Source organism: Streptomyces sp. NPDC059455 (genome assembly GCF_042750115.1).
GTDB classification, from domain to species: domain Bacteria; phylum Actinomycetota; class Actinomycetes; order Streptomycetales; family Streptomycetaceae; genus Streptomyces; species Streptomyces endocoffeicus.
Window position 1 is genome coordinate 1 of the sequence record NZ_JBHYVB010000143.1, and the last position, 24,133, is coordinate 24,133.

21 protein-coding genes and 2 pseudogenes are annotated in these 24,133 nt (G+C 72.2%); 10 read left to right on the forward strand and 13 right to left on the reverse strand.

The annotated features are described in order from the left end of the window. Positions 1-366: 366 nt before the first annotated feature. Positions 367-654 (reverse strand): helix-turn-helix domain-containing protein, encoded by a 288-nt coding sequence (locus ACFXB5_RS37090; protein WP_385216652.1) that lies wholly within the window; start codon positions 652-654, stop codon positions 367-369. Between the two features lie 75 nt (positions 655-729). Here ACFXB5_RS37090 and map point away from each other — a divergent pair, with 75 nt between their 5' ends. Beyond that, positions 730-1,497: a type I methionyl aminopeptidase gene (map, locus tag ACFXB5_RS37095; RefSeq protein WP_385216655.1), complete on the forward strand. Its 768-nt coding sequence runs from the start codon at positions 730-732 to the stop codon at positions 1,495-1,497. Positions 1,498-1,635: 138 nt separating this feature from the next. Further along, positions 1,636-2,628: a helix-turn-helix domain-containing protein gene (locus ACFXB5_RS37100; protein WP_385216708.1), complete on the forward strand. Its 993-nt coding sequence runs from the start codon at positions 1,636-1,638 to the stop codon at positions 2,626-2,628. 158 nt (positions 2,629-2,786) lie between these two features. Here the strand turns inward: ACFXB5_RS37100 and ACFXB5_RS37105 are convergent. Together ACFXB5_RS37105 and ACFXB5_RS37110 are read right to left on the reverse strand one after the other, a co-directional pair. Further along, positions 2,787-3,959 (reverse strand): annotated as a pseudogene (locus ACFXB5_RS37105) (glycosyl hydrolase family 65 protein); the annotation flags it as partial. 22 nt (positions 3,960-3,981) lie between these two features. After that, positions 3,982-5,180 (reverse strand): annotated as a pseudogene (locus ACFXB5_RS37110) (RNA-guided endonuclease InsQ/TnpB family protein). On the opposite strand from ACFXB5_RS37110, the gene ACFXB5_RS37115 reads away from it, so the two are divergent. Continuing rightward, a complete protein-coding gene (locus ACFXB5_RS37115) occupies positions 5,179-5,283 on the forward strand; it encodes a transposase (protein WP_385216657.1) in 105 nt (34 codons plus the stop codon). The pseudogene ACFXB5_RS37110 and the gene ACFXB5_RS37115 overlap by 2 nt on opposite strands. Before the next feature lie 219 nt (positions 5,284-5,502). Here ACFXB5_RS37115 and ACFXB5_RS37120 read toward each other — a convergent pair whose 3' ends face one another. From ACFXB5_RS37120 to ACFXB5_RS37150, 7 genes are all read right to left on the reverse strand, one after another. Next, positions 5,503-6,180: a response regulator gene (locus tag ACFXB5_RS37120; RefSeq protein WP_385216660.1), complete on the reverse strand. Its 678-nt coding sequence runs from the start codon at positions 6,178-6,180 to the stop codon at positions 5,503-5,505. Further along, complete coding sequence (locus tag ACFXB5_RS37125) at positions 6,177-7,532, reverse strand: sensor histidine kinase (protein WP_385216663.1); 1,356 nt, start codon at positions 7,530-7,532, stop codon at positions 6,177-6,179. Before ACFXB5_RS37125 ends, ACFXB5_RS37120 begins: the two co-directional genes overlap by 4 nt. 10 nt (positions 7,533-7,542) lie before the next feature. Next, positions 7,543-8,805 carry an acyltransferase gene (locus tag ACFXB5_RS37130; RefSeq protein WP_385216667.1) on the reverse strand — a complete coding sequence of 421 codons (1,263 nt, stop codon included), beginning with the start codon at positions 8,803-8,805 and terminating at the stop codon, positions 7,543-7,545. Continuing rightward, positions 8,798-9,721 (reverse strand): alpha/beta hydrolase, encoded by a 924-nt coding sequence (locus tag ACFXB5_RS37135; protein WP_385216669.1) that lies wholly within the window; start codon positions 9,719-9,721, stop codon positions 8,798-8,800. Before ACFXB5_RS37135 ends, ACFXB5_RS37130 begins: the two co-directional genes overlap by 8 nt. 220 nt (positions 9,722-9,941) lie before the next feature. Further along, entirely contained in the window at positions 9,942-10,574 is a 633-nt protein-coding gene (locus tag ACFXB5_RS37140; protein WP_385216672.1) for an SRPBCC family protein, read from the reverse strand. A 3-nt stretch (positions 10,575-10,577) separates the two neighbouring features. Then, positions 10,578-10,949, reverse strand: coding sequence for a helix-turn-helix transcriptional regulator (locus tag ACFXB5_RS37145; protein ID WP_201849160.1), 372 nt, complete (start codon positions 10,947-10,949; stop codon positions 10,578-10,580). 104 nt (positions 10,950-11,053) lie between these two features. Next, complete coding sequence (locus ACFXB5_RS37150; RefSeq protein ID WP_385216675.1) at positions 11,054-11,350, reverse strand: SCO5918 family protein; 297 nt, start codon at positions 11,348-11,350, stop codon at positions 11,054-11,056. 295 nt (positions 11,351-11,645) lie between these two features. Between ACFXB5_RS37150 and ACFXB5_RS37155 the strand changes: the two genes are divergently transcribed. The 3 genes from ACFXB5_RS37155 (at position 11,646) to ACFXB5_RS37165 (ending at position 14,291) form a co-directional block, all read left to right on the forward strand. After that, positions 11,646-11,849 (forward strand): cold-shock protein, encoded by a 204-nt coding sequence (locus tag ACFXB5_RS37155; RefSeq protein WP_020871138.1) that lies wholly within the window; start codon positions 11,646-11,648, stop codon positions 11,847-11,849. 96 nt (positions 11,850-11,945) lie between these two features. Then, positions 11,946-13,346 carry a DEAD/DEAH box helicase gene (locus tag ACFXB5_RS37160; RefSeq protein ID WP_385216677.1) on the forward strand — a complete coding sequence of 467 codons (1,401 nt, stop codon included), beginning with the start codon at positions 11,946-11,948 and terminating at the stop codon, positions 13,344-13,346. A 135-nt stretch (positions 13,347-13,481) separates the two neighbouring features. Next, complete coding sequence (locus ACFXB5_RS37165; RefSeq protein ID WP_385216680.1) at positions 13,482-14,291, forward strand: phosphatase; 810 nt, start codon at positions 13,482-13,484, stop codon at positions 14,289-14,291. 85 nt (positions 14,292-14,376) lie between these two features. Here ACFXB5_RS37165 and ACFXB5_RS37170 read toward each other — a convergent pair whose 3' ends face one another. The 3 genes from ACFXB5_RS37170 to ACFXB5_RS37180 form a co-directional block, all read right to left on the reverse strand. Then, on the reverse strand, positions 14,377-15,270 hold the full coding sequence (locus tag ACFXB5_RS37170) for an acyl-CoA thioesterase (RefSeq protein ID WP_385216683.1): 894 nt from the start codon (positions 15,268-15,270) through the stop codon (positions 14,377-14,379). Positions 15,271-15,329: 59 nt separating this feature from the next. After that, positions 15,330-16,487, reverse strand: coding sequence for an acyl-CoA dehydrogenase family protein (locus ACFXB5_RS37175; protein WP_385216685.1), 1,158 nt, complete (start codon positions 16,485-16,487; stop codon positions 15,330-15,332). Between the two features lie 150 nt (positions 16,488-16,637). Continuing rightward, positions 16,638-17,285: a TetR/AcrR family transcriptional regulator gene (locus ACFXB5_RS37180; RefSeq protein WP_385216688.1), complete on the reverse strand. Its 648-nt coding sequence runs from the start codon at positions 17,283-17,285 to the stop codon at positions 16,638-16,640. Positions 17,286-17,388: 103 nt separating this feature from the next. Here ACFXB5_RS37180 and ACFXB5_RS37185 point away from each other — a divergent pair, with 103 nt between their 5' ends. The 4 genes from ACFXB5_RS37185 (at position 17,389) to ACFXB5_RS37200 (ending at position 24,053) form a co-directional block, all read left to right on the forward strand. Continuing rightward, positions 17,389-19,041, forward strand: coding sequence for a carboxyl transferase domain-containing protein (locus ACFXB5_RS37185; protein WP_385216691.1), 1,653 nt, complete (start codon positions 17,389-17,391; stop codon positions 19,039-19,041). Between the two features lie 50 nt (positions 19,042-19,091). Beyond that, positions 19,092-21,734, forward strand: a complete 2,643-nt coding sequence (locus tag ACFXB5_RS37190; RefSeq protein ID WP_385216711.1) for a biotin carboxylase N-terminal domain-containing protein — start codon at positions 19,092-19,094, stop codon at positions 21,732-21,734. A gap of 216 nt (positions 21,735-21,950) precedes the next feature. Continuing rightward, entirely contained in the window at positions 21,951-22,883 is a 933-nt protein-coding gene (locus ACFXB5_RS37195) for a hydroxymethylglutaryl-CoA lyase (RefSeq protein WP_385216693.1), read from the forward strand. Between the two features lie 3 nt (positions 22,884-22,886). After that, positions 22,887-24,053, forward strand: coding sequence for an acyl-CoA dehydrogenase family protein (locus tag ACFXB5_RS37200; RefSeq protein ID WP_385216696.1), 1,167 nt, complete (start codon positions 22,887-22,889; stop codon positions 24,051-24,053). Positions 24,054-24,133: the final 80 nt, after the last annotated feature.

Here is a 24,133-nt window from a genome sequence, read left to right on the forward strand (position 1 = left end):
GCCCCCCCGGTCCCCCCCCCCCGCCACCGCGCCCCCCCCCCCACCCCCGGGCCCCCCCCGTGCGGGGCCCGGGCACCCCCCCCCGAGCCCCCCCCCCCGGGGCAGAGCCCCCGCCGCGGGACCTTTGAGGCAGAGGCCTCTGTCGCGAGGGGGCTGGGGCAGAACCCCCTTCCGAGACCCGGCGCAGAGCCCCCAGTTGCGGAGCCCTGGACAGAACCCCCGCTCCGAGGCCAGGACAAAGCCCCCCAGTCCGGGACCCGGGGCAGAGCCCCGGTTTCGGGGGCTGGGGCAGAGCCCCGGTTTCGGGAAGGGGCGGGGTGGGGAAACAGCCCGCCGCGGGCGGCACGATCCGCCGGACGGCGCCCGCTAGGCCGCCTCCTCCGCCACCCCCTCCCCCGGCTCCGGAGCGGTGACCGCGGCGCAGCGCTCCGCGATCTCGCCCAGGGTCAGTCCGAGCGTGGCGGCGAGGGCCGCGATGGTGAAGAAGGCGGGGGTCGGGGCCCGGCCGGTCTCGATCTTCCGGAGGGTTTCGGCGGAGATCCCGGCCCCGGCGGCGATCTCGGCCATGCTCCGTTCGCCGCGGGCCTGACGCAGCAGCGCGCCGAGGAAGCGGCCGCGTTCACGTTCCAGCGGGGTGAGAGGGGTGCGCACCATGACCGTGATACTAATACCGGTATAGTAATTGGTGCACACCGAACCGGTGGTTCGGTCATGCGAAGGGGCTCACCCATGGTGGAAATCAAGACCGACGCGTCCCTGGACGCCATGCGCGAGGCGGGCCGCGTCGTGGCCTCGGCGCTCGACGCCGCACAGCGGGCGGCGGCCATCGGCGTCTCGCTGCGCGAGTTGGACGAGGCGGCGCGGGAGGTACTGCGCGAGGCCGGGGCGAGCTCCCCGTTCCTCGGCTACCGGCCGCAGTTCGCGTCCACCCCCTTCCCCGCGGTCATCTGCGCCTCGGTCAACGACGCCATCGTCCACGGCATCCCGGGCGACTACCGGTTGCGCGACGGCGATCTGGTGACCGTCGACTGCGGTGCGACGCTGGACGGCTGGAGCGGCGACGCCGCCGTCAGCTTCACCGTCGGCACCCCGCGCCCGGCCGACGTCCGGCTGATCGAGACCACCCGGCGGGCGCTGGAGGCGGGGATCGCGGCGGCCGTCGCGGGGGGCCGGATGGGCGACATCTCCCATGCCGTGGGGACGGTGGGGCGCACCGCGGGCTACGGCATCATGGAGGACTTCGGCGGCCATGGCATCGGCCGGCGGATGCACGAGGACCCGCCGGTCCCCAACGAGGGGCGACCGGGCCGCGGCTTTCCGCTGCGGCACGGGCTGGTGCTGGCCATCGAGCCGATGTTCCTGGCGGGTGGCCTGGACGGGTACACCACCGATGACGACGGCTGGACGCTGCGGACGACGGATGGCAGCCGCGCCGCCCACTGCGAGCACACAGTGGCGATCACGGACGACGGCCCACGGATCCTGACCGCGCTCTGAGCGGACCCCGTCCGGACACACGCTCACGGAATCGCCCAAAAGCGGACTGTTCAATACCGGACCGTTCATCAAACACTTAGCAGGGCTGTCTAAGGTCGCGCCCATCGAAAAGCGCACCACCGGCCAGGCGAAAGGATGATGATCGTGACGGTGCCCCAGATCGACGACATCCCGCCCGCGGAACGGTTCGCGGCGTGGCGCGCCCTGTGCGAGCTGACGTCGATCCCCATGGAGCTGCGCAGCGACCATGAGCACGACTTCCGCGCGAACGTACGGGGCGGAGTGGACATCGGCGAGGTGATGCTGACCTACACCTCCGTACCGTCGCTGCGGAACGAACGGACCGCGGCCCACATCCGGCGCTCCGACCCGGAGCTCTACCATCTGCGACTCACCCTGCGCGGGGAGACCGACGTATGCCACGGGGACGCCGAAACCACGGTCGGCGCCCGGCAGTTCATGCTCACCTCCACCTCCGCGCCGTATCTGGCGGTCTGCGAACGCGGCAGGGTCGACGGGATGACGGTCACCCTCCGCCCCTCCCTGCTGCCGTTCCCGCCCGCCGAGCTCCAGCGGCTGCTCGGGCAGCGGCTGTCCGGACGGTCCGGGATCGGGGCCATGCTCGCCGACTTCCTCACCCGGCTGGCCACCGAGTCCGACGCCTACGGCCCGGCCGACGCACCGCGCCTCGGCACCGTCGCCGTCGATCTGCTCAACGCGCTGCTCGCACATGAGCTCGACACCGGTGCCGAGGCGCGCGCCGAGAACCGGCTCACCCCCGAGAGCCGTCGGCGTACCCTGCGGTTACGCATCCAGGAGTTCGCCCGGCAGAATCTGGACCGCCCGGGGCTCACCCCGGCCTCGATCGCCGCGGCCCATCACATCTCGCTCCGGTACCTCTACCGCCTCTTCGAGGAGCAGGGGCACACCGTCTCCGCGTGGATCCGCACCCAGCGCCTGGAACGCTGCCGCCGCGACCTCGCCGATCCCGCCCTGGGCGACACCCCCATCCATGTCATCGCCGCCCGTTGGGGCTTCAGCCACGCCGCGGACTTCAGCCGTGCCTTCCGCGGCGCCTATGGCGTGCCCCCACGGGACTTCCGCCATAGGGCGCTCGCGGCGAACAGGTGAGCGGGGCTCCCCCCGTCGCAACCCTGCTCACCCGTCACTGATCAGCATGGGCCCGGCCGGGCCGGGATGTCGTTGGCCTTCTGTGCACACTGTCTTGATCCTGCGTGCATGGACCGCGTCCGCCGTGCACGGACCGCACATCCCGGCCCCCAACGGGGTCACTTGGCGCGCGTCACCCTCAACTCCTCGATGCCCGCGCGCTTCTTGTCGTCCGCCGACCGCACGGTGACCCGTACGAAACGGGCCGGGCCGGTCGTCCCCTCGCGCCAGTGGCGGCCGTCGAGCGAGGTCCGCACCTCATGGGAGGCGGGGCGGGTGCGGGTCCACTCCGGGCTGACCTCCGCCAGCCGCACGGCGCGCCCGAGGTCGGCCGTAAGAGTGCCCTCGGCGGCGTCGGGCACCCAGGCAGTGGCCGCGTTGCCGTCCACGGCGGCACCCGCGTACATCCCGGGCTCCTCCGTGCTCGCCGTCGCCTTACCGCAGCGCGCGACGTTGTCGGTCGGCTCGAGGTCGGGGCGGCGGGTCTTGAGCACCGCGGGCGCGCCCCGGCTCACGATCCGCTCCCCGCCGTGCGGGGTCTCGATCCGCATCGGCGCGCCCGCCGTCAGCCTTACGGTCGTCTCGTGCGGGCCGATGGCCACGTCGTAGGTGCGGCCCCGCCAGCGCAGCCCCCGCAGGGTGACACCGTCGTGGAGCTGCGGCGGCAGCGTCGGGTCGAGCCGCACACCGTCCTCGTCCATCCGCATTCCGGTCAGACCGTGGGTGAACACCTGGAGGAAGCCGCCCTTACCGGTGAGGAAGTCCTGCGCCGGGGAGCCGGACAGGGGGTCCTGCGCGCCCGCCTTCTCGCCCCGCGCCTCCGAGAAGGTGTCGAAGGGGCCGCGGACGAACGGCTTGATGGCGCGCTGGAGGTAGGTGTACGTGGAGCAGCCGGGCTCGCCGATGGCAGCGGCGTCGATGGCGTGCACCGAGTCCGTCATGGCCGGGCCGTCCGGGTCGGTGCGGGCCGCGTAGTAGTCGAGCGTCCTGGCGGCCGCCTGACCGGACATCGGCCACTCCAGCGGGTACATCAGCAGCACGGTGTCGGCCTGCTTGATCAGCGAGCCCCGGTAGCCGTCGTACTGCTGGAAGACCTGGCTCTTCTTGTCGTACGGGATCCGCAGCCGGTCGGCGATCCGGGTCCAGGCGGCGGGCACCGGCTCACCGAGGAGGCGGGCGGCGCGGGCGGCGTCGCGCAGGGCGGTGGCGGCCCCGGCGTTGGTGAAGACCGCGTCGTCCACGCCGTTGCTGTACTCGTCGGGACCGGCCACGTTCTTGGTGACTCCTCCGCCCCGTAAACGGGGTGGCTTCTCGCTAAGCGGGTTGAGCTTCGCGACGGACCAGCCCGGCCCGTAGAACGTTCAGGGCGCCCACCGTGTCCGCGTGCGTGCTGTGGCCACACGCGACGCAGTGGAACTTCTCCTGTGTGGGCCGGTTCTCCTTGGCGGTGTGCCCGCATTCGGGGCACCGCCGGGAGGTGTTACGGGGGTCCACGGCGACCACTTCCCGTCCGGCGCTTTCAGCCTTGGCGTGCAGGATCGTCAGGAACACCCCCCATCCGGCATCAGCGATCGAGCGGTTGAGCCCTGCCTTCGCGGCCCCCCGTTGGGCAGAAACGCACCCGGCTTGCCGGGGTCGGGCTTCGGTGTGGGGGCCTTGCTCATGTTGCGGATCTTGAGGTCTTCGTGCGCGATGAAGTCATGCTCACGGCCCAGCGTGAGTGCGGTTTTGTGCGCGTGGTCAAGCCGCTGGCGTCGCACCGTGCCATGCAGCCTGGCGACCTTCTCCACGGCACGCTGGTGGTTGGCGGTACGGTCCTTGGCCTTGCGGCGCGGGAATCGGGACAGGGCTTGTTGCGCGGCTTCGAGCTTCGCGGATGCCCGTTGCCCGTGACGCGGGTTGAGAACGAAGTTGCCGTTGGAGTCGGCGAGGAAGTTCGCTATGCCCACGTCGATGCCGACGACACTGCCGGTGGCGGCCAGCGGCTCGGGCTGTGCCTGCTCCGCGGTCAGCACGACGAACCACTTACGGCCCTCGCGCTTGACGCTGACGGTCTTGACCTTGCCGGTCACCTGCCGGTGCTGGTTGACCTTGACGTGCCCGACGCCCTGGAAGCGGACGCGGGCGACCGGGTCGTGCGGCGTACTGTCCCAGCGGCAGCCGTCCCCGTCCTTGGGGAAGTCCACTGTGTCGAACCAGTTCACGCCGCGGAACCGCGGGTATCCGGGCGTCTCGCCGGCCTTGATACGGCGGAAGAACGCGGCGAACGCCTTGTCGAGCCGTCGCAGCGTCGCCTGCTGGCTGGAGAAGGACCAGCGGCCCTGACGTTCGGGGTCGAATGCCCGGATGTCCTTGAGCTGCGCGGACCGCATTCCGTACGTGACGCTTGTCTTCGAGGCGTGCCCGTAGGCGTCGCGGCGTTCCTGCAACGCGCCGTTGTAGAGCGAGCAGTGATCTTGCAGCATCTCGCGAAGGGCCTGGTCCTGACGGACGGTGGTGAACCCGGCGATCATGCACAGCCGGTTCTGGTCTGGCTCCTACTTCGCCGGAAGCTGCGGCGGTGCGCCGCTCCAGGTGGTCAACGACTACATCGAGACCCAGAAGCGGCCGGACTGAGCGCGGCTATCGGCGTAGAGCATTCTGGAACGATGCTGCGGCGCTCCGCGCCGCAAGGCTCAGGATCGGATTCCCTCCCCGCCTGAAGGCGGGGATTCCCCCGAAGAAGAGGGAGGTAGTTCTGGGCGCGGGAGTGCGGCGGGTCCCAGCGAGATCGGCAGGAGAGGCCCGGCGCGGGACGACAGAAGAACCCCGGCCGGGGACGACACGAAAGCCTGGTCAGAACGCCGATGGGCGCACCAGTCCCGTCTCGTACGCGAAGACCGCCGCCTGGGTCCGGTCGCGCAGCCCCAGTTTGAACAGGATCCGGCTCACATGGGTCTTCACGGTCTGCTCGGCCACCACCAGCCGTGCCGCGATCTCCGCGTTCGACAACCCCTGGGCGATCAGCGTGAGCACCTCGGTCTCGCGCTCCGTCAGATCGCCCGCACGGGCCCGGAGGGGCCCGCGCGGGGCGGCGGCGGTCACCCGGGAGAACTCGCCGATCAGGCGCTTGGTGATGTTCGGCGCCAGCAGCGCGTCACCGGCCGCCACCACCCGTACCGCATGGGCCAGTTCATCCGCCGAGGCGTCCTTCAGCAGAAACCCGGACGCGCCCGCGCGCAGCGCCTCGTAGACGTATTCGTCCAGGTCGAAGGTGGTGAGGACGAGGATCTTGACGGTGGCACCGGCGGTTTCGGTGAGCCGGCGGGTGGCCTCGATACCGCCGACCCCCGGCATCCGTATGTCCATCAGGACCACGTCCGGGGCGAGTTGGGCGACCTGGGCGATGGCGTCGGCCCCGTCCACGGCCTGGCCGACGACCTCCATGTCCGGTTCGGCGTTGAGCAGCACCGTGAAGCCCTGGCGGACCATCATCTGGTCGTCGGCGATCAGGACGCGGATGGTCGTCGTCATACGGGGTCCTCGGCGGTCTCGGGCGCGGCGGCGGACAGGGCGGGGTGGTCCGTGGGCAGTACGGCGATCACCTCGTAACCGCCGTCCGGCGTCGGGCCGGTGGTCAGCTCGCCCCCTAGCATCGCAGCGCGCTCCCGCATCCCGAGCAGCCCGTGCCCGGCTCCGGGCGAGGGCGGGGCGGGGCGGTCCGGCGTGGTGTTGACGACCCGGACGGTCAGCCCGTGCCGCTGGTACCCCAGCTCGACCCGTGCCTCGGCGCCGGGCGCGTGCCGCATCACATTGCTCAGCGCCTCCTGGACGATGCGGAACGCCGACAGCTCCACGCCCGGCGGCAGCGCCCGCCGCTCCCCGGTGACATCGGTAAGGATCGTGATCCCGGTCCCCCGCACCGTGCCCACCAGCTCGTCCAGCCGGTCCAGGGTGGGCTGCGGGGCGTGCCGGGCGCCGTCGGCCAGGGCGTCCTCGGAGCGCAGCACGCCCAGCACACGGCGCAGTTCGGCCAGCGCCTCGACCGCGTTCTGCCGGATGCCCGCGAGGTTCTCCTTGAGCTCGTCCGAGGGGTTCTCCGCGAGGTGCGGGGCGACCTGGGCCTGGATGGAGATCACCGACATGTGATGGGCGACCACGTCGTGCAGTTCGCGGGCGATGCGGTTGCGCTCCTCCAACAGGGTGCGCCGAGCCCGTTCCTCCGCGGTGAGCTCCTCCTGCTCGACCAGCCGGGTCCGCGCCACCCGGCGGCCCCGCAGCGCGGTGCCCACCACCACGGCGGTGGTGAAGGACACGATGGCCTCGTCCAGGCCGTCCGCGTGGGTCCGGGTGGCGAGGGCCGCGGTGACCGCGCCCACCAGGAGGGTCAGTACCAGCGCCTCGGCGGCGATCCGCGGCCGGACCCGCAGCGCGAGGAGGAACAGGACGGCGGTGTGCAGCGCGATCTGACCGTAGTTCCAGGGGTAGAGCACATATGCGGGGACGCGGTCGTCCACGGCCAGCGCCGTCACCAGGAGCATCGCGGTCGAGAGCCACCACGCCGGTATCGGGCGGGTCAGCGCCAGTTGGACGGCCAGCGCTTCGAGTACGACGAGCCCGATCAGCGGCACCGGGTCCTGGGCCGTCCCCGGGCGGGCGGGCTCCTGGAACTGCGCCATGCTGAGCCAGGCCATGAGCACCGCGAACAACACCACATGTCCATGGGGCAGCCGGCCCAGCCAGCGCATCCGCGGCAGCGGGTCGCGCGCCACCGTCCACAGGTCCTCGCGCAGGATGCCCGGGGCCGCGCGCAGGGCCTCGCCCAACGTGCGCGGCAGGGCGCGCACGCCCCCCGCCAGCCGGTCCGCGATCTTGCCGCCTGTCATGCCCTTGACTCTAGACACTCCGCTGCTCCACGTGCCGTGCCTGCTGTGCCTGCTGCCCGGGACGTCCCTCGCGGACAATCCGGCTGCCACCGCCCGCTCCAGGGCCGCCTCCGCGGACGACCCCGCCGCCGCCCTTCCGCGGCCGCCCCGCCTCGTACGCGTGGAACGCCGCCCAGCAGATCAGCATCGCCCCCGCGAACACCGGCAGCCAGCACAGCCGGGCGAGCACCCAGCCGGGGCCGTCGGGCACGGTGTGCAGCCCGGTCTGCGGCCCGGCGAGCCGCAGCGTGGTCACGCTGACCGCCATCATCGCGGTCTGGTGCCACAGGAAGACGGTCATCGCGGCGAGGTTGACCAGCGCCACCACCGCCCACACGACGGGCCGCGCCAGCACCCGGCGCAGCGGGCCGCGCAGCAGCAGGGCCGCGCCGCACTGGGCGAGCCCGAAGGTGACGGCCGCCAGGGTGGGCGGGTTGAGGTTGGAGATCGCGGCGCCCGGCACCCCGACCATCGCCGCCGGATAGCCGCCGAACAGGACGAGCCCGGCGGTGACCACCGCGCCCCCGGTCAGCAGCACCCATCCGGCCGTCCGCCCGCGCAGCCTGCCCCGGCCCCAGGCCGCGCCCAGGCAGTACGGGACCAGCCAGCCCGCCGCCAGGTTGATCCAGCCGAGCCAGGCGGGGCCGTCGAAGCCGAACCGGACCAGGTCGACATGGAGCACGACGGCGAGCGGCCACAGCGGATGCAGCCGCGCCACCAGCGGGGTCGCGGCCGTGAGCGCCGCGTAGACCAGCAGGAACCACAGCGGGGACAGGACGAGTTTGAGCAGCGTGTGCACGGTCAGCAGGCTCGCCCCTGAACCGAGCAGCGCCCCCGCCGCCACGGCCCATACGGTGAGCACGGCGGCCACGGGCCGGAACAGCCGGGCCAGCCGGGCGCGCAGCCACCGCCGGTAGGTGACGCCCCGGGCGCGGGCGCCGTCGTAGCTCTTGGCGCCCATCTGCCCGCCGACCAGGAAGAACACCGCGAGGGTCTGGAACACCCAGGAGACGGGGGTGAGTCCGGGCTGGTACAGCAGCGGGCTGGCCGCGCGCAGGGTGCCGCTGTCGGCCACGATGGCGGTCACCAGCCAGTGGCCGAGCACCACGCCGAGGATGGCGACGGCCCGCAGGCCGTCCACGGCGCGGTCGCGGCCGGCCGGAGTGGCGGCCTCGATCCGCCGGGCGAGGTCACGTATGCGGACCGTCTCACGCGGCCGGGCCGTCTCACGCATCGCGGCCCTCCACGATCCGGCCCATGCTCGCCAGGGCGACGGACCCGGGCTTGAGGTAGTCGCTGTGCCCGACGTCCCCCGCGCCGAAGATCCGCGCTCCGAACCGCCGGGAGACCGGATCGGTCCCGAAGCCGACGGTCGTGCCCAGCAGGGGGATCCGCACATGCGGCACCCCGCCGATCCAGTCGCTTCCGCCCCGCCCGGCCCAGACGGTGGCCCGGGTGCGCAGTTGCCGGGCGTCGTCGTACCCCGTCCCGGGGCTGCCGTACAGGACGATGTCCGCGGCGTTCAGCCCCCGTGCGGCCCGGGCGCAGACCACCGAACCGTAGGAATGGCACAGGAGCGAGATCCGGGCCCGGGGCATGGCCGCGTTCAACTCCCGTATGAACGCGGCCAGTCGGGGAGCGGCACCGGCGGCCCGGCCCGTGGTCAGCACCTCGGGCGCCACGGTGCCGGGCGTCTTGTACCCGAGCCAGCCGATGACGGCCGTACGGCGCCCGAGTTGACGGCTCAGCGCGAGCGCCCCGTCCCGGAACCGGCCGTACGTCTCCAGGTTGGTGTCCGACCCCGGCACCAGCACCGCGATGTGTGTGGCGCGGCCCAGATCCCCGTACACCTCGACGGCACGGCCCCCGTTCCGCCCGTCGAACGACAGGAAGTGCCGCGACGCCCCCCGCATCTTCCGCAGCGCCCGCGCCCGCTTGCGGTCCCCGTGCCGGGCGGCCATCACCTCGGCCGCCCGGATCCCCTCCCGGTTGGCCGCGTACCGGTGCTCAAGACCCGCGACGCGCACCGGCCCGAGCGCCACCGGCTCGGGCGCGGGCACCTCACTGGGCCCGGCGGCCCCCACCAGGGGCACCACCACCGAGGCGGTGACGAGCGCCGCGAGCAGGGCGCGACGAAGACGGGACGCCATGGCTGTTCCTTCCGTACCAACGGATGTCGTGAATACGGAAGGTATGGAGCCGGCCGTGTGGTTGGCGTCCCACCGGGGAGTGCATCTCCGGGGTAGTCCCCAGGTATGACGGGTAGGGGGTGGCGGCTCTTACGGGCGGTCGACGCTCTTACGGACAGCCGCCGCCCTTATGGGCAGTCGACGCCCTTACGGGCGCAGCCGTCGCTCTTACGGACAGAGGTCAGCGCGCGGGCACGTAGAACTCCGTGGTCGCCAGCATCGTGGCGGCGGCCACCTCCGCCGGGGCCCCCGAGGCCTCGTACGCCGCGCCCCAGCGCTCGCTGCTGCGGGTCATGAACTCCCGCGCCTCGTCCGAGGCCTGCCACGCCTCCGGGTCGGCGGGCGCGCCTTCGCCCGTCAGGTGCAGGGTGAGGCCGAGCAGTGCGCCGTCCCAGCCGACGCCGACCGCGCCGGGGCCGAACTGGTCCCACATCTCGGGCGGTACGACGGCGATGTGCTCCAGCTCGAAGACGGTGCGCTCCTCGCCCTCGGCGGTCAGCCGGACCTCGACCTCGCTGAAGCCGGGGTTCTCGCCGAACAGCCAGCTCACCGCGAGCAGCCGCGGGGACTCGCAGCGCAGGATCTCGCCGCCCGCGTTGCCCGTCAGCTGGTAGTGGCCGCCCAGCTTCAGGTCGCCGCTCACCGGCAGGAACCAGCGGCTGATCCGCTCCGGGTCGGTGCACGCGTCCCAGACGTCCTCGATCGCGGCGTCGTAGGTGCGCCGCAGCAGGACGGTACGGGCCTCACCGTCGGGCACCTCACGGGTGCCGACCTCGCGATGGACGTGGTTGATCTGGTCGACGATCTCGCTCATGGCTCATGTCTCCGCATCGGTTCCGCTGCCGCCGCCGCGCCCCTGATCGAGCCGCCGCTGCCGCTTGCCCCGCGCCAGTTCCGTCCCCAGCGCGTCCAGCCGCTGCTCCCAGAAGCCCCGGAACCGGTCGAGCCACCGGTCAACCTCCCGCAGGGGCGCGGCCTCGACGGCGTACAACCGCCGTGTGCCCTCGGCCCGTACGGAGGCGAAGCCGGCCTCCCGCAACACCCTCAGATGCTGCGAGACGGCGGGCTGCGAGATGCCGAACTCTGCCCGGACGGCGGAACTGACCTCGCCGGAGGACCGCTCCCCCTCGGCGAGCAGCTCCAATATCCGGCGCCGGACGGGGTCCCCGAGGACATCGAGTGCGTGCACGTCCGAACTATACCAGCCGCCGCTTATATAAGTCAACGCTTAAATTGATGCCCGTGCCGCGGAGCCCTCGTACGGTGACTGCCGTGACAGGCGAGAGACGGGCGTCAGCCGTCCGTCGGCTTCCCCAGAAGCTCGGAGGCGGTCTCGACGGCGCCGGACGCGGCCGGGGGCGCCGCATGGCAGGTGAAGCCGAGGCGCGTCATGGCCCGGGTCACCTCTCCCGCCGTGAAGTCGCGGCGGTCCTGGCGGGTGACGACCGCCCCGACCTGCTTCGCCGGGTAGAGGTGGCGGCCGATCTGGACCGAGGGGCCGGTGATCGGTTCTGGGCTGACGCCACTCATCGCGTCCGTCACCTCGCGCGCGGTCAGGTCGAAGGCGAAGTTGGCGATGATGCAGCGCATGGCGCCCCCACGGAGAGAGAAGAGGAGTCGGAAGCACCAGCGTGTCACACCTCGAAGCGGGAGGGCACGACCCGGCGGGAAAATCGTCCACCTGACTCCCTCCGTTCCGAGGCCGTACGTGATAGGCTCTTCTTCAGTTGCAGTTTTGGTACCCATGGACTTTATGTGCGCCTGGCGGTATGTAGCCGCAGGCGCATTTCTTGTTTTTGCCGGTCATTTCCGGATGGGGTCATTTCGGCGACTCGGGATGCTATTCCCAGGCATTCCGGACCGGCCCCATATGAAGGAGAAGAATATGGCTACTGGCACCGTGAAGTGGTTCAACGCGGAAAAGGGCTTCGGCTTCATCGAGCAGGATGGCGGCGGCGCCGACGTCTTCGCCCACTACTCGAACATCGCCACGAGCGGCTTCCGTGAGCTCCAGGAAGGCCAGAAGGTGACCTTCGACGTCACCCAGGGCCAGAAGGGCCCGCAGGCGGAGAACATCGTTCCCGCCTGATCGCAGCGCCTGTCACGAGCCGGGGCCCGTACCTGAAGGGGTGCGGGCCTCGGCTCGTATGCGTTCCGCAGACCGCGCCCAGCAGAAGGCACCGCATTGAGCCGCTCCCCCCGTACCCGCAAAAAACCCGCGTCCTCCCGTTCCGCCGACCATGGCCGCTCCGCCGACCGCGGCCGCCCCCGCTCCACCGGCGGAAACGAATTCGCCCTGCCGCCCGGCTCCGCCCCGGTGCTGCCCGCCGTCACGTCGTTCGCCGAGCTCGACATGCCGGAGGAGCTGCTCGCGGAGCTGACCGAGCAGGGTGTCACCGTGCCCTTCCCGATCCAGGCGGCCGCCCTCCCCAACGCCCTCACCGGCCGGGACGTCCTGGGCCGCGGCCGAACCGGCTCCGGCAAGACCCTCGCCTTCGGCCTCGCCCTGCTGGCCCGCACCGCCGGGCAGCGAGCCGAGCCCGGCCGTCCCCTCGCCCTGGTGCTGGTCCCCACCCGGGAGCTGGCCCAGCAGGTCACCGAGGCGCTCACCCCCTATGCCCGGCGGCTGCGGCTGCGTCCGGCCACCGTGGTCGGCGGAATGTCGATCAACCGCCAGTCCGAGGCCCTGCGCCGCGGCGCGGAGGTGGTCATCGCGACCCCGGGGCGCCTCCAGGACCTGATCGAACGCGGCGACTGCCGGCTGGACCAGGTGCGCACCACGGTCCTCGACGAGGCCGACCAAATGGCCGACATGGGCTTCCTGCCCCAGGTGACCCGGCTGCTGCGGCTGGTCCCGGCCGACGGCCAGCGCCTGCTGTTCTCCGCGACCCTCGACCACAACATCGGCCTGCTGGTGCGCCAGTTCCTCCACGACCCGGCCGTGCACTCGCTCGACCCGTCCGCCGGCGCCGTCACCACGATGGAGCACCATGTGCTGCACATCGCGGACACCGACAAGCGCTCCGTCGTCACCCGGGTCGCCGCCAGGGACGGCCGCGTCATCCTGTTCCTGGACACCAAGCGCGCCGTCGACCGGCTGACCCGGCATCTGCTGACCAGCGGCGTACGGGCGGCCGCGCTGCACGGCGGCAAGTCCCAGCCGCAGCGCACCCGGACCCTGGACCACTTCAAGTCCGGTCATGTCACCGTGCTGGTGGCCACGAACGTCGCCGCCCGGGGCATTCATGTGGACGATCTCGATCTCGTCGTCAATGTCGACCCGCCCGCGGACCACAAGGACTATCTGCACCGTGGTGGCCGTACCGCCCGTGCGGGCGGATCCGGCAGCGTCATCACGCTGGTCACTCCGGATCAGCGCCGGGCCATGGTCCGGCTCATGGCCGACGCGGGCATCACCCCCCGGACCGCCCGGGTCCACTCCGCCGACCCCGAACTCACCCGTATCACCGGAGCGCAGGATCCCTCCGGTGTTCCCGTGACCATCAGCGCGCCCGTGCCGCCGCAGCCACACCGTGCGGGCCGGGCCGCCCGTCGCCCCGCCAGGAGCCGTCGGCCCCGCCGGTAGACCCGGTGCGGGGTCCGGTAGGCCCGGTGCGGGGCCCGGGCGGCCGCTGTCCGGGCGGACATCCGGCATTTCGCCATGATCGTGTCACGCCCGACCGGCGGTGGATGTCCCCATTCCCTCGTCGGAGAGGCGACAATGGGCCACATGCCGATACCCAGGGCCGTGCCCAGCCGTGCCGAACTGATCGACCATCTCGTCCGTACGCGCATCGCGGGCGATGTCGCCACCCCTCGTGAGAACAACCTCTCCCACTACCGCAAGCTCGCGAACGGCGACCGCCACTACTGGCTGGGCCTGGAACTGGGCGACCGCTGGACCGATGAGCAGGACGTGCTGGCGGTCATGGCCGAGCGCTGCGGCGTGGTGGACGACCCGCAGCACCGCTCGGGGCAGGACACCATCGACCCCGAGCTGACGGTCGGCGCGCTGGACCGGATGGCGTCGGTGCTGCGGAAGGCGGCGGAGGCGAACGAGCGGGTGCTGTTCGCCACCGGGCACCCGGGCGGGCTGCTGGAGGTCCACCGGGCCACGGCGGCGGCGCTGCGGGCCGCCGGGTGCGAGATCGTGGAGATCCCGGGCGGACTGCAGGCGGACGAGGGGTACGTCTTCCAGTTCTGCGATGTGGCGATGCTGGAGCGGGGCGCCACGCTGTGGCACACCCACTCCCCCGCGCCCATGGCGGCGATCCTCGACGGGCTGGCCCACGAGGGGCGGCCGCTGCCCGATCTGGTGGTCGCCGACCACGGCTGGGCGGGATGCGCGGGGCAGCGGGGCATCGACGCGGTGGGCTACGCGGACTGCAACGACCCGGCGCTCTTCCTCGGCGAGTCCGAGGGCACGCTGTCGGCGGTGGTCCCGCTGGACGACCACGTCACCAACCCGAGGTTCTACGACGCGATGACGGCGTATCTGCTGGACGCGGCGGGGCTGACGGCCCAGTTCTGACGGCCTGGCCCTGAGGGCTCGGTTTCCGACCGCCCGGTTTCGGACGGCCCGGTTTCCAACGGCTCCGGGTCACCGCCCGCCGCGCTCACTTCTTCTCGCGCGGCACCCGCATGACCCCTTCCTGGATCACGGAGACGGCCAGCCGCCCGTCGGCGGTGAAGATGCGGCCCTTGGCGAGCCCGCGTCCGCCGGACGCGGAGGGGCTCTCCTGGTCGTACAGCAGCCAGTCGTCCACCCGGAACGGCCGGTGGAACCACATGGCGTGATCCAGGCTGGCGCCGACGATGTCGCCGACCGCCCAGCCGCCGCGCCCATGGGCGAGCAGGATGGAGTCCAGCAGCGTCATGTCGGAGACATAGGTCGCCAGGCAGACGTGGAGCAGGGGGTGGTCGGCGGCACCGTCCAGTTTGCCGTTGATCCGGAACCAAACCTGCGACTTGGGCTCGCGCGGCCGTCCGACGCTGCCGAAGGGCGGCTCGTCCACGTACCGCACATCGATCGCGGCGCGCGCCTGGAGCATCCGCTCGGTCACCCCGGGGCCGATGAAGAGGTGCTCGTAGCGGGGCAGCAGCTCCTCGGCGGTGGGCAGGGAGAGCGGGTCGGGGACGTCCGGCATCCGCTCCTGGTGCTCGAGGCCGTCCTCGTGCAGCTGGAAGGAGGCCGAGAGATGGAAGATCGGCTGCCCGTGCTGGACGGCGACCACCCGGCGGGTGGTGAAGGAGTGGCCGTCCCGGATCCGGTCGACGGTGTAGACGATGGGCGCCCCGGGATCGCCGGGCCGCAGGAAGTACGCGTGCAGCGAATGCGCCGAGCGGTCAGCGGGCACGGTGCGGCCCGCGGCGACCAGGGCCTGGGCCGCGACCTGACCGCCGAAGACCCGCGGTACGAGGGGTGCGGCGTCGCTGGTGCCGCGGAAGATGTCCTTCTCGATCTGCTCGAGGTCGAGCAGATCGAGAAGGCCCTGAAGTGCGTCATTCATGATTTAAGCAGTCTTGCAGACCCGGATTGCGGTCCTGTTGCCGCTGGTCATGACGGCCGTCACAGCCCCATCGACTTGGCGACGATGGACCGCATGACCTCGCTGGTGCCGCCGTAGATCCGGTTGACGCGGGTGTCCGCGTACAGCCGGGCGATGGGGTACTCCATCATGTAGCCGTAGCCGCCGTGGAGCTGCAGGCACCGGTCGATGACGACGGCGGCGCGCTCGGTGGTGAAGAGCTTGGCGGAGGCGGCGTCGGCGGCGGTCAACTCACCGGCGTCGTGCGCGTCCAGGGCTCGGTCCACGACCGCCTGCATCGCGTCCACCTCGGACTTGCAGTCGGCGAGCACGAACTTGGTGTTCTGGAACGACGCCACCGGCTGGCCGAAGACGGTGCGGTCCCGGACGTACTCGGTGGCGAACCGTACGGCGGCCGCGGCCTGTGCGTACGCCCCGACGGCGATCCCCAGGCGCTCCTGCGGCAGATTGTGGGCGAGGTAGCCGAACGCCTTGCCCTCCTCGCCCAGCAGGTCCGCCACCGGCACCTTGACGTCGGTGAAGGAGAGCTCGGCGGTGTCGGAGGTCTTCAGGCCCAGCTTCTCCAGCTTGCGGCCGACCGCGTAGCCCTCGCTCTTGGTGTCCACCACGAGGATGGATATGCCGCCGCGGCGGTCATCGGGGGTGGGCGGGGCGGTGCGGGCGCAGACCAGCACCCGGTCGGCCAGGACGCCGCCGGTGATGAAGGTCTTGGCGCCGTTGAGGACGTAGTGGGTGCCGTCCTCGGAGAGCTTGGCGGTGGTCTTCATGCCCGCCAGGTCGGAGCCGGTGCCGGGCTCGGTCATGGCGATGGCGGTCATCAGATCGCCGGAGACGAAGGAGGGCAGCCAGCGCCGCTTCTGCTCCTCGTTGGCGTACTTCATGATGTACGGCAGGCACAGCGCGGTGTGGACGCTGCTGCCGCCGAAGCTGACCCCGGCGCGGGCGGTCTCCTCGGTGATCACGGCGTTGAACTTGAAGCTGGTCTCGCCGGCCCCGCCGTACTCCTCGGGCACCTCGATGCCGAAGACACCGAGCTCACCGAGCTTCTTGTAGAACTCGCGCGGGGCCTGACCGGCCTCCCGCCACTCGTCGTAGTACGGCACGACCTCGGCCGCGATGAAGTCGCGGATGGTCTCCCGGAACGCCTCGTGGTCCTCGTTGAACACCGTACGGCGCATATTGGCGCGGCCCTCCTTGCGGCTAAGCCGCCGCCGCTTCTCGCGGATCCGCCCGGCCGCCGTCGTGATTCCTCAATTGATGGCTTGGCAGCACTCGCCTAAGCGCTTGCTCAGTGAAAGCTACCCGCGAGTTACCCAGCCTGTCCAGCCTTACAGGGCCCGGTTCACCGGCCCCTTCGGCTCACTCGCCGCGCCGTCCGCACCATGGGCGCCGTCGAAGGCACCCAGGGCCAGGCGGTGCAGCAGGGCGGCGGTGGCCGCGCGCCCCGGGAGGGCTCCGGGCCGGCCGAGGTGGGGCGTGGAGTTGAGCAGCCCGAAGACGGCGTGGACACACGCGCGGGCCTCGGCCTCGGCGAGCCGGGGGTAGACCTTCCGCACCACCTCGACCCACAGCTCCACGTACTGCCGCTGGAGGGAGCGCACCAGCTTGCGGTCGGTGTCCCGGAGCCGGTCGAGCTCACGGTCGTGGAGGATGATCAGCGGGCGGTCGTCGAGGGCGAAGTCGATATGCCCCTCGATCAGCGAATCCAGCACCTCCGCGGGGGCGCGCCCGGCCCCCTCCCCCTCCGCGGCCCGCAGCTTGCCGCCCGTCAGCAGCCGGCCGCTGATCCCGACGAGCAGCTCGGCCAGCATCGCCTCCTTGCCGGGGAAGTGGCGGTAGAGACCGGGGCCGCTGATACCGACCGCGGCGCCTATCTCATCGACGCCGACGCCGTGGAAGCCGCGCTCGGCGAAGAGGCGGGCGGCCTCCTTGAGGATCTGCTCACGGCGGCTCGGGGCGGGTGCTTGCGTGCTCATGGCCTCAATTCTAGACAGCGGGGTTAGTGGTCGTTAACCTGGTGGGGAGTAGTTAACGTTCACTAACGGTACCGAGCGGGACCGAGCGAGGGGGCTCGTAGCCATGGAGCAGGCACCGGCGCTGCACAGCGGCGCCGACCCGGGGTCCGAGGCCTGGAAGGCCAATGAGGCCGGGCATCGCGAGCTGGCCGCGCGGCTGCGCGAGAGGCTGGCCGTGGCGCGGCTGGGCGGCGGGGAGAAGGCGCGGGCGCGACACACCGCGCGCGGCAAGCTGCTGCCGCGCGACCGGGTGGACACACTGCTGGATCCGGGCTCCCCGTTCCTGGAGCTGGCACCGCTCGCGGCCGAGGGGATGTACGAGGGCCAGGCCCCGGCGGCGGGGGTGATCGCCGGGATCGGGCGGGTGTCGGGCCGCGAGGTGGTCGTGGTCGCCAATGACGCCACGGTCAAGGGCGGCACGTACTACCCGATGACGGTGAAGAAGCATCTGCGCGCCCAGGAGGTCGCGCTGGAGAACCATCTGCCGTGCGTCTATCTGGTCGACTCCGGCGGTGCCTTCCTCCCCATGCAGGACGAGGTCTTCCCGGACCGCGACCACTTCGGGCGGATCTTCTACAACCAGGCGCGGCTGTCCGGCTCCGGAATTCCGCAGGTCGCGGCCGTGATGGGGTCCTGCACGGCGGGCGGGGCGTATGTCCCGGCGATGAGCGACGAGGCCGTGATCGTGCGCGGGCAGGGCACGATCTTCCTGGGCGGGCCGCCGCTGGTGAAGGCGGCCACCGGTGAGGTGGTCTCGGCGGAGGAGCTGGGCGGCGGCGAGGTCCACTCCCGGGTCTCGGGCGTGACCGACCACCTGGCCGAGGACGACCCCCACGCGCTGCGGATCGTCCGCTCCATCGTCGCCACCCTGCCGCCGTCCCCGATGCGGCAGGGGTCGCCGCCGTGGCCGCTGGAACCCTCCGAGGAGCCCGCGGTGGACCCGGCGGGGCTCTACGGGGCGGTTCCGGTCGACTCGCGCACGCCGTACGACGTGCGGGAGGTCATCGCGCGAGTGGTGGACGGCTCGCGGTTCGCCGAGTTCAAGGCCGAGTTCGGCACCACCCTGGTCACGGGCTTCGCCCGGATCATGGGCCACCCGGTGGGCATCGTCGCCAACAACGGCATCCTGTTCTCCGAATCGGCCCAGAAGGGCGCCCATTTCATCGAGCTGTGCGACCAGCGCGGCATCCCCCTGGTCTTCCTGCAGAACATCTCGGGGTTCATGGTGGGCCGCAGCTATGAGGCGGGCGGTATCGCCAAGCACGGCGCCAAGATGGTCACCGCAGTGGCCTGCACCCGCGTCCCCAAGCTCACGGTCGTCATCGGCGGCTCCTACGGCGCGGGCAACTACTCGATGTGCGGCCGGGCCTATTCGCCGCGCTTCCTGTGGATGTGGCCCAACGCCAAGATCTCGGTGATGGGCGGTGAGCAGGCCGCCTCGGTGCTCGCCACCGTCAAGCGCGACCAGATGGAGGCGCGCGGGGAGGAGTGGAGCGCCGAGGAAGAGGAGGCGTTCCGGGCCCCGGTCCGCGAGCAGTACGAGGCACAGGGAAACGCCTATTACGCCACCGCCCGGCTGTGGGACGACGGTGTGATCGACCCCCTGGAGACCCGCACGGTGCTCGGCCTCGCCCTTACGGCCTGCGCCAACGCACCGCTGCCCGGCCGTACGGCCACCGAGCCCGCGGCGCCCGGCTACGGCGTCTTCCGGATGTGAGGGGGATGCACCCGATGAGTGCCACGAAGGCGACCGGCCCGTCGCCCGCGATGTTCGACACCGTCCTGGTGGCCAACCGCGGTGAGATCGCCGTGCGCGTCATCCGCACCCTGCGGCGGCTGGGGGTGCGCTCGGTCGCCGTCTACAGCGACGCCGACGCGGACGCCCGCCATGTGCGCGAGGCGGACACGGCGGTGCGGATCGGCCCCGCCCCCGCCGCGGAGAGCTATCTGTCCATCGAGCGGCTGCTGGAGGCCGCGGCGCGCACCGGCGCCCAGGCCGTCCACCCCGGCTATGGCTTCCTCGCGGAGAACGGGGCGTTCGCCCGTGCCTGCGCCGACGCCGGGCTCGCCTTCATCGGGCCGCCCGCCGGGGCCATCGAGCTGATGGGCGACAAGATCCGCGCCAAGGAGACCGTGCGCGCGGCCGGGGTGCCGGTGGTGCCGGGCTCCTCGGGCAGCGGGCTGACGGACGAGCAGCTCACCGCCGCCGCCCGGGAGATCGGGATGCCGGTGCTGCTGAAGCCCTCGGCGGGCGGCGGCGGCAAGGGTATGCGGCTGGTCCGCGACGAGGCGCTGCTCGGCGATGAGATCGCCGCCGCCCGGCGGGAGGCGCGCGGCGCCTTCGGCGATGACACGCTGCTGGTGGAGCGCTGGATCGACCGGCCCCGGCACATCGAGATCCAGGTGCTGGCGGACGGTCAGGGGCACGTGGTCCACCTCGGGGAGCGCGAGTGCTCGCTGCAGCGCCGCCATCAGAAGATCATCGAGGAGGCGCCCAGCCCGCTGCTGGACGAGGCCACCCGGGCGCGGATGGGCGAGGCCGCGGTGGCGGCGGCCCGGTCGTGCGGCTATGTGGGCGCGGGCACGGTCGAGTTCATCGTGCCGGGCGACGATCCGTCGGCGTACTGCTTCATGGAGATGAACACCCGGCTCCAGGTGGAGCACCCGGTCACCGAGCTGACGGTGTCGGTCGGCGGGCGGCCCGGTCTGGACCTGGTGGAGTGGCAGCTGCGCGTCGCCGCGGGCGAGCCGCTGCCGTTCGGGCAGGACGACATCGCCTTCGCGGGCCATGCCGTGGAGGCCCGTATCTGCGCCGAGACCGGCCGCGCGGCGGCCGACGGCCGGGTGGACTTCCTGCCCTCGGCCGGGACCGTGCTGGCGCTGGACGAGCCGGAGGGCGAGGGGGTGCGGGTCGACTCCGGGCTGAGCCGGGGCACCGAGGTCGGCACGGTCTACGACCCGATGCTCGCCAAGGTCATCGCCCACGGCCCCGACCGCCCCACCGCCCTGCGCAGGCTGCGTGCCGCCCTCGGCTCCCTGACCGTCCTCGGCGTGGACACCAACACCGGCTTTCTGCGCCGTCTGGCCGCCCACCCCGCGGTCGCCTCGGGCGAGCTCGACACGGGCCTGGTCGACCGCGCGGCGGCCCAGCTGATCCCGGCCGCCATACCGGAGGAGGTCTACGCGACGGCGGCCCTGCTGCGCCAGACGGCCCTGGAGCCCACCGCTCCGCGTGGCGGCTCCGCCGCTCCGGCGAGCGTGGCCACCGGGGGCTGGGTCGACCCGTTCTCCGTCCCCACCGGCTGGCGCCTCGGCGGCGCACCCGCCTGGACGGTCCACCGCCTCCGCGTGGCGGGCCACCCCCCGGTGACGGTCCGCGTACGCGGCCGCGCCCACGACGCGGAGCTCCGCATCGAGCACCCCGAGGGCAGCGCCCCGGCGACGGCCGGGACCACCGCCGGGCGGTCGCCCGCCGCGGACCGGCCCGGCGAACCCCAGGGTCCGGCGGCTGACGCACCCCGGCCCCCGGGGGCGGGCGAAGGCGACACAGCGGCACCGGCCCCCCGGACCGGCACCGGCGGCACCGCCACGGGCGCTAGTGCGCGCACCCCGAAGGCGGGGGCGAGCGGGCCGGATGCCGCTGCCCGCCACGCGGCAGCGGACCACCGACCCGGCGGGGCGCGCGCGGCGACGGGCGAGCCGCGCACCGCAGGCGCGGCGGACATGGCCGCCGTGTCGGCCCGCGCGGGCGCGCCGGGCGTGGCACCTGGCACCGGCGACACCGCCACGGGCGCGGGCGCGGGCGAGCGGCTTCCGAGTGCCGGGGCAGGCGAAGAGACCCCGGGGGCGGCCACCGCGGGCGCGACAGGCCACACCTCCCCACCGCCTCAGGCGGCCGGGACCGACGCCCGGCACCCGGCGGCGGACCCGGGGGCGGCCACGGCAGTGGGCGGCGCCGGGGCCACGGCGGCCGCCCCGGGCGCGGCCGTGCGGGCGCGGCTCATCGCCCTCGACCAAGGCTCCGTGTTGCTGGATCTCGGCGGGGTCACCCACCGCTTCCGGCATGCCGCGCACGGCGCGAATCACTGGCTGGGGCGGGACGGGGACGCCTGGCGCGTGGTCGGGCACGACCCCGTGGAGGAAGCGCTGCGCGGCGGGGCCGCCGCGGCGCATGCCGGGGAGCTGACCGCGCCCATGCCCGGCACCGTCACCGTCGTGAAGGCGGCCGTCGGCGACGAGGTCACCACGGGTCAGGGCCTGCTGGTGGTCGAGGCGATGAAGATGGAGCACCTCATCTCCGCCCCGCACGACGGCACCGTCACCGAGCTCGAGGTGACCCCCGGCAGCACGGTCGCCATGGACCAACTGCTGGCGGTGGTCACCCCGCACGCACGAGAGCGAGGAGCGTGATTGAACCCTCCCCTAGCTGAAGCAAGGGGATTCCTGGCTCAGGAAGCCCCGCAGGTCAGCGACCGGCAAGGTCTTACTCCCTCAGCACCAGCCGGGACGGAACCTACCCGGTTGCCCGAAAGCATTGGATTGCGCTGGCTTGGTTCTCGCTCAGCACGTTGTGCGCGCTTGGTTCTCGCAACGCACGACACGCACCTTACCCGAAGGAGACCGGTGATGACCCTCCCCATGACCGTCCCCGCCCCCGGGCTGCCCACCCGGGTCCGGATCCACGAGGTGGGCCCCCGGGACGGGTTGCAGAACGAGAAGGCGCTGGTCCCGGCGGTCGTCAAGGCCGAGTTCATCCACCGGCTCGCCGAGGCCGGCCTCACCACCATCGAGGCCACCAGCTTCGTCCACCCCAAGTGGGTGCCCCAACTGGCCGACGCCGAGGAGCTGATGCCGCTCATCGACGACGTGGACGCCCGGCTCCCCGTGCTCGTGCCCAATGATCGCGGCCTGGACCGCGCACTCGCGCTGGGCGTGCGTGAGATCGCCGTCTTCGCCAGCGCCACGGAGTCCTTCGCCAAGGCCAACCTCAATCGCACGGTGGACGGCGCGCTGGAGATGTTCGAGCCGGTCGTCACCAAGGCCAAGGACGCGGGCGCGGCCGTGCGCGGCTATCTGTCGATGTGCTTCGGCGACCCGTGGGAGGGCCCGGTCCCGATCTCCCAGACCGTCTCGGTCAGCCGCCGCCTGCTGGACATGGGATGCGACGAGATCAGCCTCGGCGACACCATCGGCGTGGCCACCCCGGGCCATGTGCGGGAGCTGCTGGACACGCTCAACGAGGCGGGCGTCGCCGACGACCGGCTGGCCGTGCACTTCCACGACACCTATGGCCAGGCGCTCGCCAACACCCTCGCCGCGCTCGAGCACGGCGTGACCACCGTCGACGCCTCCGCCGGGGGCCTCGGCGGCTGCCCGTACGCCAAGAGCGCCACCGGCAATCTCGCCACCGAAGACCTCGTGTGGATGCTCGACGGCCTCGGCATCGAGACCGGGGTCGACATCGGCCGTCTCACCGCCACCAGCGTGTGGATGGCCCGGCATCTGGGCCGGCCCAGCCCGTCCCGTACCGTCCGCGCCCTCTCCCAGAAGGAGATCTGAGCCATGCCGATCGACCACCGACTCAGCCCCGAACACGAGGAACTGCGCCGCACCGTCGAGGCGTTCGCGCATGATGTGGTCGCCCCCAAGATCGGGGAGTACTGGGAGCACCATGAGTTCCCTTACGAGATCATCCGCGAGATGGGCCGGATGGGCCTGTTCGGCCTGCCCTTCCCGGAGGAGTACGGCGGTATGGGCGGGGACTACTTCGCGCTCTGCCTCGTCTTGGAGGAGCTGGCCCGGGTGGACTCCTCGGTGGCGATCACCCTGGAGGCGGGGGTCTCGCTCGGCGCGATGCCGATCTTCCTCTACGGCACGGAGGAGCAGAAGCGCACCTGGCTGCCGGGGCTCTGCTCCGGGGAGACCCTGGGCGCGTTCGGCCTGACCGAGCCCGGCGGCGGCTCGGACGCGGGCGCCACCCGCACCACGGCCCGGCTGGACGAGGCCACGGGCGAGTGGGTGATCAACGGCACCAAGTGCTTCATCACCAACTCCGGTACGGACATCACCGCGCTGGTCACCGTCACCGCCGTGACCGGTCGCAAGGAGGACGGCCGCCCCGAGATCTCCTCGATCATCGTGCCGTCCGGCACCCCCGGCTTCAGCGTGGCCGCCCCCTACTCCAAGGTGGGGTGGAACGCCTCGGACACCCGCGAGCTGTCCTTCGCCGACTGCCGGGTCCCGGCCGCGAATCTGCTGGGCGCGGAGGGCCGGGGCTACGCCCAGTTCCTGCGGATACTGGACGAGGGCCGGATCGCGATCTCCGCCCTGGCCACCGGGCTCGCCCAGGGCTGTGTGGACGAGTCGGTGTCGTACGCCAGGACCCGCGAGGCGTTCGGCCGCCCCATCGGCGCCAACCAGGCGATCCAGTTCAAGCTGGCCGACATGGAGATGCGCGCCCATATGGCCCGGGTGGCCTGGCGCGACGCGGCGTCCCGGCTGGTGCTCGGCGAGCCGTTCAAGAAGGAGGCGGCGATCGCGAAGCTCTACTCCTCCGAGGTCGCGGTGGACAACGCCCGCGAGGCCACCCAGATCCACGGTGGCTACGGCTTCATGAACGAGTATCCGGTGGCCCGGATGTGGCGGGACTCCAAGATCCTGGAGATCGGCGAGGGCACCAGCGAGGTCCAGCGCACGCTGATCGCCCGAGAGCTGGGCTTCGCGAGCTGACGCCGAAGCCGAAGCCGAAGCCGAAGCTGAAGCCGTACAAGCAGCGTTGAGCGCCACCCGGCGGGGCGCCGCCTCAGCGA

What these genes read in the sequence shown, in the direction of transcription:
- ACFXB5_RS37120 (WP_385216660.1), bottom strand. Translation starts at nt 6,180, where the DNA reads ATGACGACGACCATCCGCGTCCTGATCGCCGACGACCAGATGATGGTC.
- map (WP_385216655.1), top strand. Translation starts at nt 730, where the DNA reads ATGGTGGAAATCAAGACCGACGCGTCCCTGGACGCCATGCGCGAGGCG.
- ACFXB5_RS37150 (WP_385216675.1), bottom strand. Translation starts at nt 11,350, where the DNA reads ATGCGCTGCATCATCGCCAACTTCGCCTTCGACCTGACCGCGCGCGAG.
- ACFXB5_RS37200 (WP_385216696.1), top strand. Translation starts at nt 22,887, where the DNA reads ATGCCGATCGACCACCGACTCAGCCCCGAACACGAGGAACTGCGCCGC.
- ACFXB5_RS37165 (WP_385216680.1), top strand. Translation starts at nt 13,482, where the DNA reads ATGGGCCACATGCCGATACCCAGGGCCGTGCCCAGCCGTGCCGAACTG.
- ACFXB5_RS37195 (WP_385216693.1), top strand. Translation starts at nt 21,951, where the DNA reads ATGACCCTCCCCATGACCGTCCCCGCCCCCGGGCTGCCCACCCGGGTC.
- ACFXB5_RS37135 (WP_385216669.1), bottom strand. Translation starts at nt 9,721, where the DNA reads ATGGCGTCCCGTCTTCGTCGCGCCCTGCTCGCGGCGCTCGTCACCGCC.
- ACFXB5_RS37175 (WP_385216685.1), bottom strand. Translation starts at nt 16,487, where the DNA reads ATGCGCCGTACGGTGTTCAACGAGGACCACGAGGCGTTCCGGGAGACC.
- ACFXB5_RS37130 (WP_385216667.1), bottom strand. Translation starts at nt 8,805, where the DNA reads ATGCGTGAGACGGCCCGGCCGCGTGAGACGGTCCGCATACGTGACCTC.
- ACFXB5_RS37125 (WP_385216663.1), bottom strand. Translation starts at nt 7,532, where the DNA reads ATGACAGGCGGCAAGATCGCGGACCGGCTGGCGGGGGGCGTGCGCGCC.
- ACFXB5_RS37190 (WP_385216711.1), top strand. Translation starts at nt 19,092, where the DNA reads ATGTTCGACACCGTCCTGGTGGCCAACCGCGGTGAGATCGCCGTGCGC.
- ACFXB5_RS37090 (WP_385216652.1), bottom strand. Translation starts at nt 654, where the DNA reads ATGGTGCGCACCCCTCTCACCCCGCTGGAACGTGAACGCGGCCGCTTC.
- ACFXB5_RS37100 (WP_385216708.1), top strand. Translation starts at nt 1,636, where the DNA reads ATGATCGTGACGGTGCCCCAGATCGACGACATCCCGCCCGCGGAACGG.
- ACFXB5_RS37115 (WP_385216657.1), top strand. Translation starts at nt 5,179, where the DNA reads ATGCACAGCCGGTTCTGGTCTGGCTCCTACTTCGCCGGAAGCTGCGGC.
- ACFXB5_RS37170 (WP_385216683.1), bottom strand. Translation starts at nt 15,270, where the DNA reads ATGAATGACGCACTTCAGGGCCTTCTCGATCTGCTCGACCTCGAGCAG.
- ACFXB5_RS37155 (WP_020871138.1), top strand. Translation starts at nt 11,646, where the DNA reads ATGGCTACTGGCACCGTGAAGTGGTTCAACGCGGAAAAGGGCTTCGGC.
- ACFXB5_RS37180 (WP_385216688.1), bottom strand. Translation starts at nt 17,285, where the DNA reads ATGAGCACGCAAGCACCCGCCCCGAGCCGCCGTGAGCAGATCCTCAAG.
- ACFXB5_RS37140 (WP_385216672.1), bottom strand. Translation starts at nt 10,574, where the DNA reads ATGAGCGAGATCGTCGACCAGATCAACCACGTCCATCGCGAGGTCGGC.
- ACFXB5_RS37185 (WP_385216691.1), top strand. Translation starts at nt 17,389, where the DNA reads ATGGAGCAGGCACCGGCGCTGCACAGCGGCGCCGACCCGGGGTCCGAG.